Here is a 19,387-nt window from a genome sequence, read left to right as displayed (position 1 = left end):
TCAGGAGATTACCCTACCGGATGGCAGCCGCCAGTCCGGCTTAAGGTGCTGGGCCGGCTTAAAGTGCTGGGATCAGTTCGGCCAGCTGGCGGCCATTTGGCTCGCCTGCCGGGAAAAGAGGCCGAGGCGGCCACCGCTCTCTTCCTCGATCCAGTCAGCCGTGCGCTGCCAGACCGCGATCTTCAGGCCCGGCACTTTTTCGGTTTCGAGTTCCACCGTCTTGTGGATCAGCATCCAGGTCTGCGGCGTGGCCTGAAGGTCGGCAAACGGAATGTAGAGCGGCTTGAAGAAGGGAATGTTCAGCAGGAAGGGCTGGAACAGCAGCCAGATGCCACCCCGGTCCACATGCAGCGTGACCATGGCGTGATAAGAATTATAGGCAACGCCCCGGCCATGCAGGATGACCGTGCTGAAACGCTTGCGCGGGCCTTCGGGCTCAGCGAGGGATTCATAGGCCGCCGCCAGCTGGCGCCAGCGCCAGCTATCGAGCCAGATCACAAGGCCCAGCGCCCCGCCGCCCACGACGAGGCCGAAGCCAAGGGCATAAAAGCGCGCGAAGAGTTCCACGAAATCCATGGGCGCAGCATGGGGGAACAGGCTTAAAATCCGGTGCAGGCAGCCGGTAAAATTACGCCACGAACACGCGCGCAGGCTCAAACCGCCCGGCGCGCACCTCGCCCATCGCCACGGCATGGCCGTCGCAGATCACCAGCGCGGTGCGGTCATCCTCCTCGCGCTCGGCCCGCCACTGTTCCACAAGGTGGGGCATCAGCTGGATCTCGCGGCCCTGACGCACATTGGCGGCCTCGGCGCGCGTGATGGCCAGTTGCGGGAAGTCGTCCAGCACGGCCTGTACCGGCTGCAGCAGGGCCATGAGCTCGGCCTTGTCCGCGGTCTCCTCGATCTTGGAGATGGGCACGGCCTGCGCGGCGCCGAAATTGCCGACGCGCGTGCGGCGCAGCTGGCTGATATGGCCCTCGCAGCCAAGGTCGAAGGCGAGGTCGCGCGCCATGGCCCGGACGTAGAAGCCCTTGCCGGAGGTGACGTGGATGACGGTGTGGTCCGCATCCGGCATGCCGATGACGGCGGCCTCGAACACGTCCACTTCGCGGGCCTTCAGTTCGAAATCCTCGCCCTCGCGGGCAAGGTCATAGGCGCGCTGGCCGTCCACCTTGATGGCCGAATATTTCGGCGGCACCTGTTCGATCGTGCCGATGTAATTCTTGAGGACGGTCTCGACCGCCTCCCGCGTCGGCCGCGCATCGGAGGTGGCCGTCGCCTCCCCTTCCGCGTCCTGGCTGGCGGTGGAAATGCCCCAGCGGATGGTGAAGACGTATTCCTTCTCGGCGTCCATCGCCCACTGGACAGTCTTGGTCGCCTCACCGAAGGCAATCGGCAGGATACCGTCTGCCAGCGGATCAAGCGTGCCGCCATGGCCGACCTTTGCGGCATTGAAGCGGCGCTTCAGGATCGCCACGGCCTGGGTGGAGGTCATGTCGACCGGTTTGAACAGGTTCAGCCATCCGGTGACCGGATCGCCCTTGCGCTTGCGCTGTCTCGCCAATGTGTACTCCCTGGCACCGGCCGGCGGATCGGACGCCGCGATGCGGTCTGGCAGAATGGAAAGCGAGGGCCTTAAGCGGGCTGGATGGCGCCGTCAACCGGGCGAATGGCTGCCGGCATCAGGAAGCGGGCTTCATCGCCTCGGCCACCTTGTCGAACAGGGCGTCCTGATGATCGTCATCATGCCGGCGGGCGAGCTTTGGCAGCGGCGGATCATTGTCGGGGGTGCCCAGCTCCGGCAGCGGTTTGGGCTCCGGGTCTGCGGTGCGCTCCGGCGCTGTCGCGGCCCGGCCGCGCGGCGGCTCAGGCTCTGGGCCGTTCAGGGATTTGAGGTTCACAATGTCGAGATTGAGGTCGAAATCGCCGGTGATCGTCCGGTCGTCGGTGTCCATCTTGTGGCGTACCACATCGCGGATCTTGCACAGCACGTCACGATTATCGTCCACCAGCGGGATCTGCCGCGTATCCGACGTGCCGATCACAAGGCGGAAATATTTCTGCTTCACCCGCAGCTTCGCCGCGATCATGCCAGACCGAAGGCCGCAGACCATCGCGCCGATCAGCATCATAACGCCAATCGCCAGCATCACCATGCTGGACGGGCGCCCCGGCAGGACGGCCCACCAGCCAATACCCATGAGGGCAAAGAACATCATCGACACAAAGGCGGTGGCATAGCCCTTCTGCGTCACCCGGTTCTTCGGCGTATCCCAGGGAAAGAAGTCCTTCCCCTCGACCGACATCGTGGCGATGCGCTGGATGGCAATCGTGTCGTCGCCCAGTTGCAGCGAGGCTGCGGAAATCTCGCCCTGGCGGGCGCCTTCCATGTCGAGCGTCTGACGATCCATCGCTTGCCCCTTGTCCGGGCCCCGGTTGCGGGCCAGTTCATCGGCCCCTTTTCAGCTTGTCATGAAATGCTGGCAATGTGGCCAGAGTAAGTCAACTTACATCGGGTCCAGAAACGGGCTGGCTGCTGCAACTGTCCTGCTGCGGGGATCAGCATTGCAATGCGCCAGCCCGGGAAGCGGCTCGTCTGATTCAGGCGCGCTTAAGGGACGGATCAACCGATGCAACAGGCTCCGCTGCCTCTTTGTCAGCGCGGCCCTCTTCCTTCCAGATATCATCGGTCAAGGCAGGCGCCTCGGGCCGGCCGAACAGGAAGCCTTGACCGATATCGCAGCCAAAGTCGGCAACCGTCATGGCATTGTCGACGGAATCGATGCCCTCCGCCGTGACGGTCAGGCCAAGATTGTGGGCCATCGCGGTCACTGTACGGACGATTGTCTGCGCCGTAGCATCATTCGACAGATTTGCGATGAAAGAGCGGTCAATCTTCAGGATCTCGAAGGGCAGTTCACTAAGGTGTCGCAAGGAGGAATAGCCCGTGCCAAAATCATCCAGCGAAATGTGGACACCCTGCCGCTTCAGTGCCCACAGGACATCGCGGGCAATCTGGAAGTCTCCGACCAGAGCGTTCTCTGTAACTTCAATTTCCAGTCGGCCGGGCGGAATGCCTTCCTCGACCAGGATCTTCAGAATCTTTTCCACCAACCACGGATCATTGAACTGAACGGGGGACAGATTGACAGAGAATTTCAGGTCAGCTGGCCAACTCCGGGCGGCCCGGGCAGCCTTCCGCAGAACGGCATAGAAGATGTCGGAGATGAGCCCGGCTTCTTCGGCAATGGAGATGAACTCGTCCGGTTCCCGGCACGTCCCGTCTCCCATGCACCAGCGGGCCAGCGCTTCATAGCCGATGATGGCCTTGTCCTCGAGCCGGACAAGCGGCTGAAAGTGGGCCTGGATCCGGTCCTCAACCAATGCTTCGCGCAGTTCGTCCTCGACCTTGGCTCGGCGCAATGCGGCAACTTCCATGCCTGCCTCGAAGAAGCTGAAACCGTTCCGGCCAGTCTTTTTGCATCGATACATGGCAGCATCGGCCTGTGCGAGAAGCTCGTCCATGTCGATGCACGGATCATCTGTCGTTGTCGCGCCAATACAGGCACCGACCGAGACCGACAGGTCCGTCAGATCGAACCGGCGTTCGAAGGCAACTGAAATGGCTTCGATACGGGCCAGCAGTTCGTCTTCGGAGAAATTGCCCGGGATGAGAATACAGAATTCGTCCCCGCCGAAGCGATAAACCGATGCGCCCGGACCCGCCGCATTGGTCAGCCGGGCGCCGACAGCCAGAAGCAGTTCATCACCGATCGCATGCCCGTGGAGGTCATTGACCGGCTTGAAGCGGTTGAGATCCACTGAAACCAGCGTCACGGATTTCTCCTTCGCGTGTTCCAGTGCACAGGAGATCTCGATCTGTGCTTTCCGGCGGTTCGCCAGACCCGTCAGCGGATCGTGGAGCGCCATCTGGCTGGCCTCCTCTTCGGCGGTCTGACGCCGTTTCAGTTCCGACCGCGTTTCATCAAGCCGGCGCTTGGCATAGACCATCAGGCCGACCGGCAGAACCATCATGGTTGTGAGGATTTCGTCCAGTTCCCAACTCTCGTGAGCTTTCGATAGTCTGACAATGTGATCGAACGCTTCCAGATGGATTGCGGTCAGAAGGATGGTGCCGAAAAAGACGACAATCCAACCCGCATCAAGTACGGGACCGGACCGCCAGAACGGCTTTTCCTTGCGTTCTTCTTTGGAGGAATCTTGCATATATCTCCGCCAGGATGGCGACCTGTAAAAGCTACGATATACCCAAGACAATAATGTACGTATTCGATCATCGTTTCCGATGACTTAATCGGGACAGATAATTCCATCTGATTGTACGGGTTTCAGCGGGAACGGCTGCTATTCGCCTTCCACATCCCGGCGGACTTTCGGGTCCATCAGGAGACGGTCAATCGCGGTGGCGTCGTCATAGGATTTGTCCGCGATGAAGTGCAGTTCCGGCGTGTAGCGCAGCTCGACTTCCCGGCCGAGACGGCCACGGAGAAATCCGGCGGCCCGGTTGAGAGCGTTGGCCAGCTTCGTCCGGCCCTCATCGGAGTCATCGCCCAGAGGCGATATAAACACGTTGGCGTGTTTGAGGTCGGGAGAGCAACGCACCTCCCCTACTGTGATCATGACCTGTTCCAGGTCCGGATCGCGGAAGGCTTCCCGCGAGAGAATGTCCGTCAGGGCATGGCGCACGAGTTCGCCGGCGCGCAATTGGCGCTGTGACGGCATGCCGGGCGGAGCTGACTTACGGGCCATCAGGAGGAAGCCTTCTCTTTGAGCCGGTCCAGGAAGGCCTGGCGCGCGGTCTTATTCTTGCCAAACCAGGCATTGGGTACAATCAAGGGTGCCGCCCCTTGCAGGCGCACCGTAACATGCCCGCCAGAAGCTGACACGTCCGTGACATTTCCCCAGTCAGCCCGGGTTTCGATACCGCCGCGCCGAATGACGAGTGCGTCCTCTTCCAGCGCGATACGGGTTTCCAGCTGGGTTTCCGTTCCGCGCCCATGAGTGTGACGATAGGACCACCGGATGAAGATCAGGTACCAGGCGATCCCGGCAAACGCCGCTACCAACGCCGCGATCAACCACTGCCAATACGGACTGGCACCGGCCATAATCATGGCATTGCGCATCAGAACCGACATGCTGGCGGATATGATCGGTGCTGTCACGCCGGCATAGTAGACCGCTGTCGGCCCAACCGAACCGCCACGCGCCAGTTGCGTCAGTTTCCTGACATCCTTGTTGGTCAGAAGACCAGTGACGGTGAGCGGCTCAGTCATGGAAGACCAGACTAGTCGAGTGTTCTTGCGATTTCCTCAACCTGGAAGCATTCGATCTTGTCGCCGACGCGGATATCGTCATAGCGCTCGAACGCCATGCCGCATTCCATGCCGGAGGACACTTCGTTCACTTCGTCCTTGAAGCGTTTCAGCGTCTTCAGTTTGCCTTCGTGGATCACGACATCGTCGCGCAGCAGGCGCACGCCGCAGCCGCGGAGAACCTTGCCTTCGCTGATCCGGCAACCGGCCACCTTGCCGACTTTCGTGATGTTGAAGACTTCGAGGATCTCGGCATAGCCGATAAAGGTCTCGCGCTTCTCCGGGGCAAGCATGCCCGACAGCGTCGCCTTCACATCGTCGATCAGGTCGTAGATCACCGAATAGTAGCGGATTTCCACGCCTTCCTTCTCGGCGAGTTCGCGGGCCTGCTTGTTGGCGCGGACGTTGAACGCGAAGATCGGCGCTTCGGATGATTTAGCCAGCAGCACGTCGCTTTCCGAAATACCGCCCACAGCGCCATGGATCACACGGGCCCGGACTTCCTCGGTCGACAGCTTGTCCAGCGACTGGCTGATGGCCTCGACAGACCCCTGCACGTCGCCCTTCACAACGACCGGAAGTTCGGAGGTTTCGACAGCGCCTTCCTTCAGGCGATTCATCAGCTGGTCGAGCGAGGCACGTGCCGCCGCACCCGCCTTGCCTGCAACCTGGCGCTTCGTCCGGATACGGTAATCCGTGATTTCACGGGCGCGGGCTTCGGTGTCGACGACAACGAATGCCTCACCCGGATCCGGCGCGCCATCGAGGCCAAGGACCTCGACCGGCTGGGACGGGCCTGCATCTTTCAGCTGCTGGCCGCGTTCGTCGACCAGCGCACGCACCTTGCCCCACTGGGTACCGGCAACCACGATGTCGCCGCGCTGCAACGTACCGCGCTTCACCAGAACCGTGGCAACCGGGCCGCGGCCCTTGTCGAGCTGGCTTTCCACCACGATGCCGTCAGCATCCCGGTTCGGGTTGGCTTTCAGTTCGAGCAGTTCGGCCTGCAGCGAGATGGCATCCGTCAGCTCATCCAGACCCATTCCGGTCTTGGCAGACACGGCAACAGACTGGGTTTCGCCGCCCATGCTTTCGACCTGCACATCATGTTGCAGCAGGTCCGTCAGCACCTTGTTCGGGTCGGCGGTCTCAAGATCGCTCTTGTTCACAGCAATGATGATCGGAACACCGGCCGCCTTGGCGTGATTGATGGATTCGATCGTCTGCGGCATCACCGAGTCGTCGGCAGCCACCACGATGATCGCGATATCGGTCGCCGTGGCGCCGCGGGCGCGCATCGCCGTGAAGGCCGCGTGGCCGGGCGTGTCGAGGAAGGTAATCCGCTCACCCGATTTCAGCTTCACCTGATAAGCACCGATGTGCTGGGTAATGCCGCCGGCTTCGCCGGAGACCACGTCGGTCTTGCGAAGCGCGTCGAGCAGTGACGTCTTGCCGTGGTCGACATGGCCCATGATGGTCACGATCGGCGGGCGCGGCTTCAGATCCTTCGGATCGTCTTCTGCCCCTTCCAGACCGATTTCGACGTCGGACTCGGCAACACGCTTCACCGTATGGCCAAATTCCTCGGCGATCAGTTCGGCCGTGTCGGCATCGATAATGTCATTCCCGCGCAGCATCTCGCCCTGCTGGATCATGAATTTCACGACGTCTGCGACGCGCTCGTTCATCCGGCCGGCCAGGTCCTGCAGCGTGATGGTTTCGGGCAGCGTGACCTCGACGGAGACCTTCTCGCGGTCACCGCCGCCACCACCGCGGCGTTCACGCTCACGTTCACGGGCCCGGCGGACGGACGCGAGCGAACGCTGGCGGTCTGCATCGTCGCCAAGAGCGGACGTGATGGTCAGCTTGCCACGGCGGCGGGAATCGCCCCCGCGTCCGCCGCGCGACGGGGCTTCGTTGCGAGACCGGTCGTTGTTGCGGTCGTCACGGCCGGACTTGCCGCGCTTGCCGCGGCCGCTGCTTTCCTCGGCTGCCGGATCCGGGGCGCCCTGGGCGGGCTGGAAGTCGGACTTCGCACGGGAAGACTTGGACGCGCGCTCGGTGCGTTCCTTCTCGGCCGCTTCAGCGGCCTTGCGGGCTTCTTCCTCAGCCTTGCGGCGGGCTTCGGCCTCTTCGCGTTCTTTCTGTTCCTGGAGCTTGCGCTCCTGTTCGGACCGGAGGCGCTCCTGTGCGGCCTTGTCCTTCTCGATTTCTTTCTCGCGGGCGTTCTGCTGGGCCTTGCGTTCGGCCAGCGCCTTTTGCTGCGCGATCAGCTCTGCGACGGTAATCCCGCGCTGGGCCGCGATCGCCTTCAGCTTCTGCTCAAGCGACGGCTCTCCCTTGCCGGAGCCGGACGCAGGTGCGCTGCCGCCTCCCTCAGAGCCGCCCGGACCCACGGTCCGGCGCTTCTTCGTCTCCACGACGACCTGTTTGGACCGGCCATGGCTGAAGCTCTGCTTCACCGTCCCCGAGGTCTTGCGGGAAACAGTGAGCGGCTTGCGCCCGCCCGTATTGCCACCAGTGTCTTTCGTATCGCTCATTCGTCCTACATATCACAATTCTGGCCAACGCACCCATATGGCGCGAAGGCGGTTTGTCCGCTACCGATCCTGATCCGCAAACCAGTCCAGCTCCGGCCTCTCCCGAAACCCGGCAAGGCGCGCATAGGCGGCCTTCAGAGCTTTGGCGAAAGGCCCCTTGCGGACGAGACCGTGTATCACACGCTCACGTCCGAATGCCATGCCCAATTCAGCCGATGTCAGGGCACCCGCAACTTGCACCCCGCTATATAGTCCTTTTGCGAGGAAATACAGCTTCGAACGGCCATCTTCTGCACCGTCAGATGCCTCCAGCATCAGGCCGGGTGGGCGCTTGTGGAGGGCTGCAGTAACCTGATCGAAGCCAAGGACGACGTCCCCGCCCTTCTTCGCCATGCCGAGAAGGCCGACGAAGCGCTGCACCAGCAGGGCTTCCACCGTATCCGGAAGGCCATCGGGGACCTGGACGGTCGTCTTGAATGCGCGGGCAAACGCATTCTTCTTTATCGCTTCCGCCAGGGTGGCGCGGTCTGCCTTGATCCAGACCCCGCGTCCGGGAAGCTTTTCCGCCACATCCGGCGTCACGACGCCATCGGGCGAAAGCACGAAGCGCACAAGCGCTTCCTTGCCGAGACGCTCACGCGTGACGGCACACTGCCGGACGGAAGCCTCGCTCCCGTCCGCAGCATTTCCTTCAGTGCCGGCTACTGCGACATCACTCTTCGGGTGCGGCTTCATCATCGCCGCCCTCCGCTGCAAGTGCTTCAAGATCGATGTCGCCAAGATCGCCGAGATCGCCAAGGTCGATTTCCTCGTCGGCACCGCCGTCGAGCGTATTGAGGGCGAGCAGTGCGCGCTCTTCCTCGGTCAGCTCCTGCGGGGCTTCGGCTTCTTTCTGGGCAGCAATCATCTGGTCGATGGCGTCAGCCTCGATCCAGCCAGCGGCAACGCGGGCCTTCATGATGAACATCTGCGCGTCGTCCTTGCGCATTTCGCCCTTCTTCAGGATGCCCTCGACCCAGACCGGCTTGCCGTCCGGGCCCGGCTCGCGCCAGCCGGTGATGTCGTCCGGCACCAGGCCGGCCACATCGTCCAGCGTCTGAACGCCTTCCTCACCCAGGCGAACCGCGAAGGACGGGTTCATGCCTTCGAGTTCCATCACGGCATCCTCGACACCCAGCTCCTTGCGCTTGGCATCGTTTTCAGCGGCCAGGCGCTCAAGGAATTCGCGGGCACGTTCCTGCAGCTCGGCAGCCACATCCTCGTCGAAGCCCTCGATCGAGATGAAGTCTTCCGGGGCGACATAGGCGATCTCTTCGACCGTCTCGAAGCCTTCCGATGCCAGCAGCTGGGCCAGCGTCTCGTCGGCGTCGAGCGCCTTCATGAAGAGTTCGGTCCGCTCCTGGAATTCGCGCTGGTAACGCTCGGAGTCGGCGCTTTCCGTGATCAGGTCGATCTGCCAGCCGGTCAGCTGGGAAGCGAGACGCACGTTCTGGCCGCGGCGGCCAATGGCAAGCGGGAACTGGTCGTCGGCGACGACGACTTCCACGCGGCGCTCTTCTTCGTCCAGCACCACTTTCGACACTTCGGCCGGCTGCAGCGCGTTCACGATGAAGGTCGCGTCGTCATAACTCCACGGGATGATGTCGATCTTCTCGCCCGACAGTTCGCCGACAACGGCCTGCACGCGCGCACCGCGCATACCGACACAGGCGCCGACCGGATCGATCGAGCTGTCATTGGAAATAACGCCGATCTTGGCGCGCGATCCCGGATCACGGGCACAGGCCTTGATCTCGATCACGCCCTCATAAACTTCCGGCACTTCCTGAGCGAACAGGCGGACCATGAAGTCAGGTGCAGCGCGCGACAGGAAGATCTGCGGGCCCTTGGTCTCGCGGGAAACCTTGTAGAGATAGGCACGCACGCGATCGTTCGGCTGGAAGTTCTCGCGCGGGATGCCGTCATTGCGGCGGATGATGCCTTCGGCGCGGCCGAGGTCCACAATGACGTGGCCGTATTCGACGCGCTTGACGACGCCGGAAATGACTTCGCCGACACGGTCCTTGTATTCATTGTACTGACGCTCACGCTCGGCATCGCGCACTTTCTGCATGATGACCTGCTTGGCGGTCTGTGCAGCAACGCGGCCGAAATCGAAGGGCGGCAGCTCTTCGGTCAGCTCACCGCCGATTTCGAGCGACGCGTCGATTTTCTTGGCTTCGGCAAGACGCAGCTGTTTGGCTTCGTCTTCGAATTCCTCGTCCGGAACAACCGTCAGGACACGCAGCAGTGTCTGCTCGCCGGTCACCGGATCGATGGTGGCGCGGATGTCATGCTCCTGGCCGTATTTCGCCTTGGCAGCCTTCTCGATGGCTTCCTGCATGGCCTCGATGACGATCGACTGGTCGATCGACTTCTCTTCGGCCACCGCTTTGGCGATCTGCAGGATTTCGAGCCTGTTGGCTGAAACGCCGATAGCGCTCATTGGACGTCTCCCGTCTCTTCGTTGGTATCTGTTTCGTCTTCGGTCTCGTCGATCTCAAGATCGCCGAGGTCGTCTTCATCAGGTTGCGGCGGCAGATTGCCTGCCTGCCGGGCGGCCTCGATCAGCTCATCCGTCAGGACGAGGCTGGCGCGGCTCATTTCATGGACGTGGGCCACAAGCTCGACGTCATCGTCCAGCTCGATATGGGCCCCGTCCGCGTCTTCGCCGGTGATCACGCCGGTAAAACGGCGGCGGCCGTCGATCGGACGGGCCAGTTCCACCTTTGCCAGGTGCCCGACCCAGCGGCCGAAATCCCCTTCCCGGGTCAGCGGCCGGTCGATGCCGGGGGTGGAGACCTCCAGCGTGTAGGCTTCCTTGATCGGGTCTGCCGCTTCCAGAACCGGGCCAAGGGCCCGTGACAGGCGCGCGCAATCCTCGACATCGGTCGGCGCGCCGCCTTCTTTTTCGGCCATGATCTGAAGGTGCGGCCGGCGCCCGCCCTGGATGCGCAGGCGCACGAGCTCCATGCCCAGCGACTCGGCCACGGGCGTGGCGAGGCTGAGAATGCGGCGTTCCTGTTCAGTCAGGGCGATCATGCGGGCCTGAGAGACCTTTCTGAGTGGGCGGGCGGATAAAGAAAAGCGGCGGCCCCGTTCCCGGAACCGCCGCCGATATGTTTCGACTTGGTAGGCTATATAGACCTGGCGCTGGCCGGTGTCGAGGGGCGGTTATCACTGAATAGCGTATACAAGGGGATAGACGTATGGGCGCGAGCTTGTTTTTCTGCAGCCGGGATATTCCTGCTCCTCATCCCATTCCCATTTGAGAGTCTCCATGCCTTCGAGCGAGACCTGCTCGAACTCACCATCCGGAACAGCAGCAAGAATACGATAATTGACGAGTTCACCGTTTACGAAGTCGATTCCTATCAGAACCGCGCCGACATATCCTTTGTGAGCGGCATTTTCCGGATATGTCGGACTCGGAAGGACGGCTTCGTGTCCTGAGCACAAAGGCGGTGTTCCGTTCTGGCCCGAGTCCTCGATGTCTTTCTGAAACTTGCGTACATCTTTGTCGATTTCTTCGGCACGTGCGTAGACTCGTTTGCTTGAGCCACGAAAGGACACATGCATGGCCATGCGCCAGGCCGAAGCTGTGTAGTATACTCCTTCAAGGTCTCCGGCACCTTCAACATAGAGCTTCTGGTACAGCCATTTTTCGATTTCGGCGACTTCCGCCAGAACGCTTACGGAGCGCGCCTGATTATAATCCTCTTTAACTGCCATCAATGCCAGATTGGCCCAGCGTTTTGGAACGGCATCGCGGGCGGTTTCCACATGTTGTGCGGCCAACCTCGCTCGAGTGCGGACTTTTCTCCACTGACGGGCATCAACAGCGGCCGCCGTGTAGGTCTCATATGCGACAAGAGATAACGCACTGGGGCGGCTGGCTACGCGCGCCTTGAGCATTTCGCCAAACGCCGCATCAGCAGCCTTGTCCTTCTCGCTGGCGGACCATTTCGAAAACGCAGAGAGGATGTCCACCTGCTCGCGGCTGACCGGCAACTCCCCTTCACGTTCCTGAAGGAAATCCGCCATCGGCACCGCGTCGGCACAGGCACCCCACAGGCAAAGCTGGTTGCCAGCTTCGAAGGCTGCGATGGGAGCCTGTTCGTCTTCCGGATGAGCGATCGCCGTTGCTCCGAACTGCTTGGCGGCGTCGACAATGATCTCGGCATCGCCCGTCTGAAGCGCTTGATTGAAGGTGGAAACAGAACCCCCGGGCATGTTCGCTGATGCCGGAAGCGTCAGCATGAAAATGGCGGTCACGAGTGCCAGGCTGGGCCCGATCCGATGTCTCATTTTGATTGTCCTCCATTCCCCCACAGGATGAAGACCTTCCCGAAGGGCTGAACCGCGTCAAGCCTGTCGCAGACAATCCCACAAACAAAAAACGGCAGCCCCTGAGGGCTGCCGTTCCTGTTCCTGATTACAGGAAACCTTAGAGAACCTTCAGGTCCACCGCCGAGGTCTTGCCGCGGCGCTCGTCCTTGTAGAGCTCGTAGGAAACTGCCTGGTCTTCCGCCAGCGTGCGGAGGCCCGAGCGTTCAACTGCTGAGATGTGAACGAACACGTCCGTGCCGCCTTCATCAGGTTTGATGAAGCCAAAGCCCTTCTGGTCGTTGAACCATTTCACTTTGCCAGTTGCCATTACTTGTAGTCCTTTGTGTCAATGAAAGCAGCCGATCCCGGAATGGGAAGGTCTGCCTATCGAAACGGGTGGGAAGAAAGTCATGGCCGTCGGTCTGACGGGGTCTTGATATTTCAGACCGACCGAATTCGATGCGACATTTTGTACACGCTTCCCGACGTTGCGTCAACAAAATCCGCAGGGGTCAGATGATTTCGAAATCGTACCAGACCGGGTCACAATCCCCGAGCCGCTTTGTTTCATAACGGGTCGTGACATGGTCGGCCGGCGGGCAGCGCCAGTCGTCAGCCCGTTCTGCCAGCCAGCGATAGCTGCCATGCTGCAGGAAGCGCCAGAGCGCCTCGTCGGCATAGCTCGCCACGTCTGTTGCAAAGCGCACACGCGCGCCTTTCCGGCAAGCGCGGTGCAGGCTTTCCAGAAAGTCCGGCTGGATCAGGCGGCGCTTCTGCTGGCGCTTCTTCGGCCAGGGATCCGGGAACATGATGAACACCCGCGCGAGGCTGCTTGGCGAAAGCCCGTCGATCAGCGGCCGGGCATCATCCATCCGCAAACGGACATTAGAGAGACCATCCGCATCGACCTGGGTCAGCGCCTTGGCCATGCCTTCGATGAAGGGCTCGCACCCAATGATGCCAACAGCCGGATTCCGGCGCGCCTGTTCGGCAAGGTGTTCCCCGCCGCCGAAACCGATTTCCAGCCAGGTTTCCTTCAGTCCGGGAAACAACGCCTGCGGATCAGACAAGCCTTCCGGAACCTGCAGCTGCGGCAGCAGATCATCGACCAGCGCCTGCTGTCGCGCAGACAGTGCCCGCCCGCCGATACGGCCGAAAGTTCGGATGGGGCGCCCGGATTGGTCGGCGCCGTCTTTGGCGGATGGATCGTTCATGGCGCGCCTGATGCCTGAGCGGCGCGGCGTGATCAATCCTCGTTCTGCTTCGACTCGAAAGCCGAGGCCGCCGCGCGCACCGTGTTCAGCAGCGACTTGCGCAGGGAATCGTCCTCGATCTTCTGGAACGCGGCGATCAGGTCCAGCGTCTCGGCATCCAGCACCGGCGCGCGCGGGCCGTCGCTGGCACTGCCGCCTTCCGCGAAGCGCTGCTGGCGGTCGTCATCCAGCTGGCTCTCGGCGCCGTCATAGAAATAGTTCACCGACACGCCCATGACGGAGGCGATCTCGAACAGGCGCCCGGCGGAGACACGGTTCACGCCCTTCTCGTATTTCTGCACCTGCTGGAAAGTCAGGCTGAGCAATTCTGCGAGTTGTTCCTGAGAGAGCTTAAGCTCCCGGCGGCGCCAGCGGATACGCTGGCCGACCACGCGGTCTATCCCACTCGGAAGCTTGCTTTCAGACATCTGTCCCCTACCCGCTGCATATTTGTGATCCGGCGCGCACTCCTAGCGGCGCCAAGTTGCAAATGCCAGACCCACAAAGGCCGCAAGGGTAAGCCAGAACAGCACAACGCCCGCCCGGCTCTGGAACAGGGTCACCTCTGCCGGCGCCGGCAGCTTGCCGCGCCCATAGGTCGTGTTCCAGCCGGAGGGGGCATCCTGCACCGGGGAAGCGCGCAGCACTTCGCGGCCATAGCCGTCGATGATGGCGGAGGCACCACGGCTGGCGACACGCGCCATTGGCAGGCCGCTCTCAATCGCGCGGTAACGGTTCTGGGCATAATGCTGGGCCGGGCCCATGCCGCCGCCGAACCAGGCATCGTTCGACACCAGCACGATCCAGTCCGCCCGGGCGGCAAGGTTGGCGGCGCGCGTAATCTCCGGATAGAGGCCTTCATAGCAGATGAGCGCCACGAAGGGCGGCACATTGTCGGCAAAGATCACCGCCGGGCCAGTGCCGGGATGGAAACCGTTGCGGGCCAGTTGCTGCATCGCGCCTGGCAGGTAGTCCGAGATGGCCTGCCCGAAGGGGATGATTTCTGCCGCTGCGAGCTCCCCGAACGGGACCAGGCGGAACTTGTCGTACAGCGCCACAGCGCCAGACCGCCCGACATTCTCGTCCAGCACGACCATCGAATTGAAGTAGACGCGCTCGTTCTGTTCTTCCAGCTGGTAGCGGGCCGTCCCGGCGATCAGGGTGCGCGGGCCGAGATAGGCCCCGATCGCATCCAGCGCGTCGATTTCGTTCAGCAGGCTGGCCGGCACGGCGCCTTCCGGCCAGATGATGATATCGCCCGGCTGGCCTTCGCCATTGGTCATCATGCGAAGGTATTCCGTGAGAACGGCGTCGCGGCCAACCTCCCACTTCTCGTCCTGCGGCACGCCGGAATCCATCAGCACGACATACTGGTCCGACAGCGGAGACGGCGCTGCGATGCGCTGCGCCCCCCAGGCCCAGCCGAGCGCCAGAAGGATCACGGCCCCGAAGGACGGCGCAATGCGCAGGGCCAGCCCGCGGGCATCGCGGGTGTCCACCATCGCAGCAGGCGCCGCCATGACGAAAACCGTGAGCAGCGTTAGCCAGTAAACCCCTCCCAGAGACGCCGCCTGAGACAGCGCGCCGCCCGGCACCCAGGTCGTCCCCGGCAGGTTCCACGGGAAACCGCCAAACAAGTGTCCGCGCACGAATTCGGCAATGGCGAAGAAGAAGGCGAACACGAACACGCGGGACGGCGAGGCCGACCAAAACGCCCCCGCCATCGCCCCGAAAGCCCCCCAGATCAATGCCATCCCCGCAGGCAGCAGAATCAGCGGCATCCAGAGGAAGATCGCAAACCGTTCCGGCTCGACCAGGAATGGCTCCGCCGTCCAGTGCATGGAGATCAGCGTGAAACCGACCCCGAAGGCCCAGGTACGCATGAAGACCGCCCTGCCCCAGCGGCGATGGCTGCGGGCGCCATCGATCATCCAGATCAGGCCAGTGAACGAAAGCGCCAGAACGGCGCTGAAATGGAACGGTGCGAAGGCGACCGCCGAGAATGCGCCCAGAAGGACGGCCGCCCCGGCGGCGGCCCAGCCGGTCAGCCGGGCAAAGGCTTCGTGAAGGGGTCCAAGCGCAGTGAACCCGTGGCTGCGCACAGCAGTATTCATTTTGGCCTACTCCTGCGGCTTGGGCGCGGGCACAGGTTCGGGCGTCCGGAGACGCAGGCGCCGGATGCGGCGGGCATCGGCATCGAGAATCTCGATCTCGACACCGGACGGATGGCGCAGGATCTCCCCGCGCACCGGCACACGGCCAGCGAGCGCATAGGCGATGCCGCCCAGCGTGTCGAATTCCGAATCCTCATCACTGAGTTCGAGGTCAATCCCCGTCTCCTCGGCGAAATCCTGTATTTCGGTGCGCGCATCGACTTCCCAGACGCGAGCGCTGCGCCGGACGAACATGGGCTCTTCATCGTCGTGTTCGTCTTCGATGTCACCGACGATTTCCTCAACCAGGTCTTCCAGACTCACAAGTCCGTCCGTTCCGCCATATTCATCCACAACCAAAGCCAGATGGATGCGGGTCGACTGCATCTTCACAAGCAAATCGGACAGTTTCATGGAGGGCGGCACATAAAGAACTTCCCGGTGCAGCCGTTCCAGCGGCCGTTTCGGCGGCTCACCCCCCTTGGCCAGCTCGCTGACCACATCCTTGATGTGCACAAAGCCGATCGGATCATCCAGCGTTTCCCGGAATACCGGCAGGCGCGAATGGGTACATTCGGCAAAGACTTTCAGGAGGTCCGGGAATTCCGTGCTGACTTCAACGGCCTTCACCTCGGCACGGGCGACCATCACGTCTTCGACGCGCAATTCCTGGAATTCCTGGACACGCAGGCGCATCGCCTGCGGGGTCACCGGGGCAGACGCATCCGGACCGCCATTGGATTCAGCCAGCACTTCAGGCGCACTTTCCTGCTTGCGGCCTATTCCGAAAAAACTACGCCTGCGCCTTTGCGGCGCGGGTTCAGAAGGATCTGGATCGCTCATCGTCTCTGTAATTCAGTCCGTTCCATATGGGTTTGGAATGCCAAGCGATGCAAGCGCCTTTATTTCCAATCCTTCCATCAGGGCGGCTTCCGCCTCCGCCTCATGGTCATGCCCCAGAAGATGCAGGTATCCGTGCACCAGCAAATGCGTCAGATGATCAGCAAGGCTGATGCCCTGCGCCTCGGCATCGCGCGAAGACACGCCGAGTGCCACGGCGATATCACCCAGCAGTGGCCGGTCCATTTCGTGCGCCGGAAAGGACAGGACATCCGTCGGCTTGTCCTTGCCCCGGAAGTCGCGGTTCAGCTGATGCAGCGTGTCGTCATCCGCCAGCAACAGCGAAACGGTGCCTTCGGACGGCTCAACAGCGGCAGCCGCCGCAAAGGCACGCTCGCACAGGGCGGCGAGATCCGGCACGGCGTCCCAGCCGGTCTCTTCAACGATCAGGTCTGTGGTGATCATCGGGCGGCTCAGTTGCCCTCGCCGGCGGCGGCATAGGCGTCGATGATGCGGCTGACGAGGCCGTGGCGGACAACGTCCGCCGCCGTCAGCGCATGCACATTGATCCCCTCGACATCCGACAGGATCTGCAGCGCATGGCGCAGGCCGGACGTCTGGATGCCGGGCAGGTCCACCTGTCCCGGATCGCCGGTGACCACCATGCGGCTGTCACGGCCAAGACGGGTCAGCACCATTTTCATCTGCGGGACAGTCGTGTTCTGCGCCTCGTCCACGATGACGAACGCATTCTTCAGCGTCCGTCCGCGCATGAAGGCAATCGGCGCGACTTCAATCTCGCCGCGCGCCATGCGGCGTTCCATCTGTTCCTGCCCCATCAGCTCGCGGAGCGAATCCCAGATGGGCAGCATGTAGGGATCGACCTTCTCCTCCAGCGTGCCGGGCAGGAAGCCCAGCTTCTCGCCGGCCTCTACAGCTGGCCGTGTCACGATCAGGCGCTGGCGAAGGCCGGACATCAGCTCTGCGACACCCGCCGCAACGGCCAGGAAGGTCTTGCCCGTGCCTGCCGGGCCGATGCCGAATACGAGGCCATTGTCCGGATTGGCGAGCAGATTGATGTAACGCGCCTGCCCTTTTGTCTGGGGCGTGATCGGCTTTTTCAGGCCCTTCAGTCCGCCGCCGAAACTCTGCGCAGGCGTGGAGGCGGCTTCGACCGCAGCGTCGAGGTCCATATCGGTGATGTCCGCGCCGGACCGCATACGGCGTTCCAGCTCTGCGAGTGCCGCCTCGGCGATGGAGACGCCCTCGGCGGTGCCAGCCAGAAGGATGCCGCCGCCCTGGCTTTCCGCGCGCAGGCCGTAATCCTTCAGCTTGTCTTCCAGGCGGTGCAGGTAACGATGGTGCGGCCCGCACAGGTCGCGCAGGCGTTCGGCGTTGCTGACTTCGTAAAAGCGGCTCACCGGCGCTTCCGGTGAGAGGCTCGGACGGCGCTTCCCGCTCACAGGGCAGCCTCGCGCACATTGACCAGCTCGCCGGTCAGCGAGTTCAGGCTGGCGTCGATCACGTGGAGGTCCACAATCGTGCCCACCAGGTCCGGTATAGTCATGGCCTGGTCATGCGGAAGTTCGAAATGAACCGCCTGAAGCCATGGTGAGCGGCCGTGCGCCTGGCCCGGATTGCGGCCCTTGCCCGTGATCAGCACCGGTACGGTCTCGCCGATCTTGGAACGGTTGAAGCCGATCTGCTGTTCGCGCAGGAGCTGCTGCAACTGCTGCAGGCGCGCGTCCTTCACCTCTTCCGGCACCTGGCCGAACATGTCCGCCGCCGGCGTGCCCGGACGGGCCGAATATTTGAAGGAATAGGCAATCGCGTAGTCGATATCGCGGACCAGCTGCATCGTCGCCTCGAAATCGGCATCGCTCTCGCCCGGAAAACCTACAATGAAATCAGAGGCAATCGCGATATCCGGCCGGGCCTCGCGCACCTTGCGGATGATCTCGCGATATTCGTCCGCCGTGTGACCGCGGTTCATGGCTTTCAGGATATTGTCGGAGCCGGACTGCACCGGCAGGTGCAGGAAAGGCATCATTTCCGGCACGTCGCCATGGGCGGCGATCAGGTCGTCGTCCATGTCGCGCGGATGACTGGTCGTGTAGCGGATCCGCTCGATCCCGCCGATCTTCGCGATGTGGCGAACCAGCTGGCCCAGCGTCCAGTCGGACTCATTGGTCAGGGCCGGCGCGGCACCGTGGAAGGCGTTCACATTCTGGCCGAGCAGCGTGATCTCGCGCACGCCCTGCGCGGCAAGGCTGCGGGCCTCCATCGTAATATCGTCTACAGGACGCGAGAGTTCAGCGCCGCGTGTGTAAGGCACGACACAGAAGGTGCAGAACTTGTCACAACCTTCCTGCACCGACAGGAACGCCGTCGGACCATCCGCTTCGCGTGTCTTCGGCAGGGCGTCGAATTTCTCCAGCGTTTCGAATTCGGTTTCCAGCCGGTCACCCACCGCACGGCTCGCCCGGGCGATCATTTCCGGCAGCTTGTGATAGGCCTGCGGACCCAGAACGAGGTCGACGGCGGGCTGGCGGCGCATGATCTCGGCACCTTCGGCCTGGGCAACACAGCCGGCCACCGCAATGGTCAGGTTCCCGCCACGCGCCTGCTTGGTCAGTTTCAGCTGGCCGAGCTCCGAATAGACCTTCTCGGTCGCCTTTTCGCGGATATGGCAGGTATTGAGCACGACGAGATCGGCCTCATCCGCACTCTCTACCGGCGCATAACCGAGCGGTCGCAGCACATCTCGCATGCGCTCGGAGTCGTATACATTCATCTGGCAGCCATAGGTCTTGATGAAGACGCCTTTGGCCTGCTTGGGTTCGCGGGGTTCGGTCATTCGCGGGCTTATGCCTGAAAACAGGCGGGCCATCCACAGC

Annotated in this window: 19 protein-coding genes; all 19 read right to left on the bottom strand. The window is 62.4% G+C overall.

Annotated elements, in window-relative coordinates:
* Positions 1-72 precede the first annotated feature (72 nt).
* Positions 73-576, bottom strand: a complete 504-nt coding sequence (locus tag R3C98_RS04645) for a hypothetical protein (protein WP_371312947.1) — start codon at positions 574-576, stop codon at positions 73-75.
* A 52-nt stretch (positions 577-628) separates the two neighbouring features.
* Positions 629-1,564 carry a tRNA pseudouridine(55) synthase TruB gene (truB, locus tag R3C98_RS04640; RefSeq protein WP_371312946.1) on the bottom strand — a complete coding sequence of 312 codons (936 nt, stop codon included), beginning with the start codon at positions 1,562-1,564 and terminating at the stop codon, positions 629-631.
* Between the two features lie 118 nt (positions 1,565-1,682).
* Complete coding sequence (locus R3C98_RS04635) at positions 1,683-2,411, bottom strand: hypothetical protein (protein WP_371312945.1); 729 nt, start codon at positions 2,409-2,411, stop codon at positions 1,683-1,685.
* A gap of 190 nt (positions 2,412-2,601) precedes the next feature.
* Positions 2,602-4,227: a putative bifunctional diguanylate cyclase/phosphodiesterase gene (locus R3C98_RS04630; protein ID WP_371312944.1), complete on the bottom strand. Its 1,626-nt coding sequence runs from the start codon at positions 4,225-4,227 to the stop codon at positions 2,602-2,604.
* A 138-nt stretch (positions 4,228-4,365) separates the two neighbouring features.
* The gene (gene rbfA, locus R3C98_RS04625) at positions 4,366-4,770 is read right to left on the bottom strand and encodes a 30S ribosome-binding factor RbfA (protein WP_371312943.1); all 405 of its coding nucleotides are present in this window, start codon (positions 4,768-4,770) and stop codon (positions 4,366-4,368) included.
* Positions 4,770-5,297 (bottom strand): YcxB family protein, encoded by a 528-nt coding sequence (locus R3C98_RS04620; RefSeq protein WP_371312942.1) that lies wholly within the window; start codon positions 5,295-5,297, stop codon positions 4,770-4,772. The genes rbfA and R3C98_RS04620 overlap by 1 nt, the downstream gene beginning before the upstream one ends.
* 11 nt (positions 5,298-5,308) lie before the next feature.
* Positions 5,309-7,876, bottom strand: coding sequence for a translation initiation factor IF-2 (infB, locus tag R3C98_RS04615; RefSeq protein ID WP_371312941.1), 2,568 nt, complete (start codon positions 7,874-7,876; stop codon positions 5,309-5,311).
* A gap of 60 nt (positions 7,877-7,936) precedes the next feature.
* Complete coding sequence (locus R3C98_RS04610) at positions 7,937-8,614, bottom strand: RNA-binding protein (RefSeq protein ID WP_371312940.1); 678 nt, start codon at positions 8,612-8,614, stop codon at positions 7,937-7,939.
* Complete coding sequence (nusA, locus tag R3C98_RS04605) at positions 8,589-10,361, bottom strand: transcription termination factor NusA (RefSeq protein WP_371312939.1); 1,773 nt, start codon at positions 10,359-10,361, stop codon at positions 8,589-8,591. The genes R3C98_RS04610 and nusA overlap by 26 nt, the downstream gene beginning before the upstream one ends.
* Positions 10,358-11,056, bottom strand: coding sequence for a ribosome maturation factor RimP (rimP, locus tag R3C98_RS04600; protein WP_371313333.1), 699 nt, complete (start codon positions 11,054-11,056; stop codon positions 10,358-10,360). The genes nusA and rimP overlap by 4 nt, the downstream gene beginning before the upstream one ends.
* A gap of 36 nt (positions 11,057-11,092) precedes the next feature.
* Positions 11,093-12,190, bottom strand: coding sequence for a hypothetical protein (locus tag R3C98_RS04595; protein ID WP_371312938.1), 1,098 nt, complete (start codon positions 12,188-12,190; stop codon positions 11,093-11,095).
* 172 nt (positions 12,191-12,362) lie between these two features.
* Entirely contained in the window at positions 12,363-12,572 is a 210-nt protein-coding gene (locus R3C98_RS04590; RefSeq protein WP_034761014.1) for a cold-shock protein, read from the bottom strand.
* Between the two features lie 184 nt (positions 12,573-12,756).
* Entirely contained in the window at positions 12,757-13,458 is a 702-nt protein-coding gene (gene trmB / locus R3C98_RS04585; RefSeq protein WP_371312937.1) for a tRNA (guanosine(46)-N7)-methyltransferase TrmB, read from the bottom strand.
* Positions 13,459-13,490: 32 nt separating this feature from the next.
* Positions 13,491-13,925, bottom strand: coding sequence for a helix-turn-helix domain-containing protein (locus tag R3C98_RS04580; protein WP_371312936.1), 435 nt, complete (start codon positions 13,923-13,925; stop codon positions 13,491-13,493).
* Between the two features lie 42 nt (positions 13,926-13,967).
* Positions 13,968-15,611, bottom strand: a complete 1,644-nt coding sequence (gene lnt, locus R3C98_RS04575; RefSeq protein ID WP_371312935.1) for an apolipoprotein N-acyltransferase — start codon at positions 15,609-15,611, stop codon at positions 13,968-13,970.
* A 6-nt stretch (positions 15,612-15,617) separates the two neighbouring features.
* Positions 15,618-16,403: a transporter associated domain-containing protein gene (locus R3C98_RS04570; protein WP_371312934.1), complete on the bottom strand. Its 786-nt coding sequence runs from the start codon at positions 16,401-16,403 to the stop codon at positions 15,618-15,620.
* A gap of 102 nt (positions 16,404-16,505) precedes the next feature.
* On the bottom strand, positions 16,506-16,955 hold the full coding sequence (gene ybeY, locus R3C98_RS04565) for an rRNA maturation RNase YbeY (protein WP_371312933.1): 450 nt from the start codon (positions 16,953-16,955) through the stop codon (positions 16,506-16,508).
* Between the two features lie 8 nt (positions 16,956-16,963).
* Positions 16,964-17,911, bottom strand: coding sequence for a PhoH family protein (locus tag R3C98_RS04560; protein ID WP_371312932.1), 948 nt, complete (start codon positions 17,909-17,911; stop codon positions 16,964-16,966).
* A 38-nt stretch (positions 17,912-17,949) separates the two neighbouring features.
* Positions 17,950-19,347 (bottom strand): tRNA (N6-isopentenyl adenosine(37)-C2)-methylthiotransferase MiaB, encoded by a 1,398-nt coding sequence (gene miaB, locus R3C98_RS04555; RefSeq protein ID WP_371312931.1) that lies wholly within the window; start codon positions 19,345-19,347, stop codon positions 17,950-17,952.
* Between the last annotated feature and the right edge of the window lie 40 nt (positions 19,348-19,387).

It is taken from the genome of Hyphomonas sp., assembly GCF_041398465.1.
Classification (GTDB): domain Bacteria; phylum Pseudomonadota; class Alphaproteobacteria; order Caulobacterales; family Hyphomonadaceae; genus Hyphomonas.
Note: the sequence above shows the minus strand (reverse complement) of the source record. Positions and strands in the feature narration are given on the sequence as shown.

Coding starts and splice junctions, on each gene's coding strand:
- R3C98_RS04645 (WP_371312947.1), bottom strand. CDS start 576: ATGGATTTCGTGGAACTCTTCGCGCGCTTTTATGCCCTTGGCTTCGGC.
- R3C98_RS04635 (WP_371312945.1), bottom strand. CDS start 2,411: ATGGATCGTCAGACGCTCGACATGGAAGGCGCCCGCCAGGGCGAGATT.
- R3C98_RS04630 (WP_371312944.1), bottom strand. CDS start 4,227: ATGCAAGATTCCTCCAAAGAAGAACGCAAGGAAAAGCCGTTCTGGCGG.
- rbfA (WP_371312943.1), bottom strand. CDS start 4,770: ATGGCCCGTAAGTCAGCTCCGCCCGGCATGCCGTCACAGCGCCAATTG.
- R3C98_RS04620 (WP_371312942.1), bottom strand. CDS start 5,297: ATGACTGAGCCGCTCACCGTCACTGGTCTTCTGACCAACAAGGATGTC.
- infB (WP_371312941.1), bottom strand. CDS start 7,876: ATGAGCGATACGAAAGACACTGGTGGCAATACGGGCGGGCGCAAGCCG.
- R3C98_RS04610 (WP_371312940.1), bottom strand. CDS start 8,614: ATGATGAAGCCGCACCCGAAGAGTGATGTCGCAGTAGCCGGCACTGAA.
- nusA (WP_371312939.1), bottom strand. CDS start 10,361: ATGAGCGCTATCGGCGTTTCAGCCAACAGGCTCGAAATCCTGCAGATC.
- R3C98_RS04590 (WP_034761014.1), bottom strand. CDS start 12,572: ATGGCAACTGGCAAAGTGAAATGGTTCAACGACCAGAAGGGCTTTGGC.
- trmB (WP_371312937.1), bottom strand. CDS start 13,458: ATGAACGATCCATCCGCCAAAGACGGCGCCGACCAATCCGGGCGCCCC.
- R3C98_RS04580 (WP_371312936.1), bottom strand. CDS start 13,925: ATGTCTGAAAGCAAGCTTCCGAGTGGGATAGACCGCGTGGTCGGCCAG.
- lnt (WP_371312935.1), bottom strand. CDS start 15,611: ATGAATACTGCTGTGCGCAGCCACGGGTTCACTGCGCTTGGACCCCTT.
- ybeY (WP_371312933.1), bottom strand. CDS start 16,955: ATGATCACCACAGACCTGATCGTTGAAGAGACCGGCTGGGACGCCGTG.
- miaB (WP_371312931.1), bottom strand. CDS start 19,347: ATGACCGAACCCCGCGAACCCAAGCAGGCCAAAGGCGTCTTCATCAAG.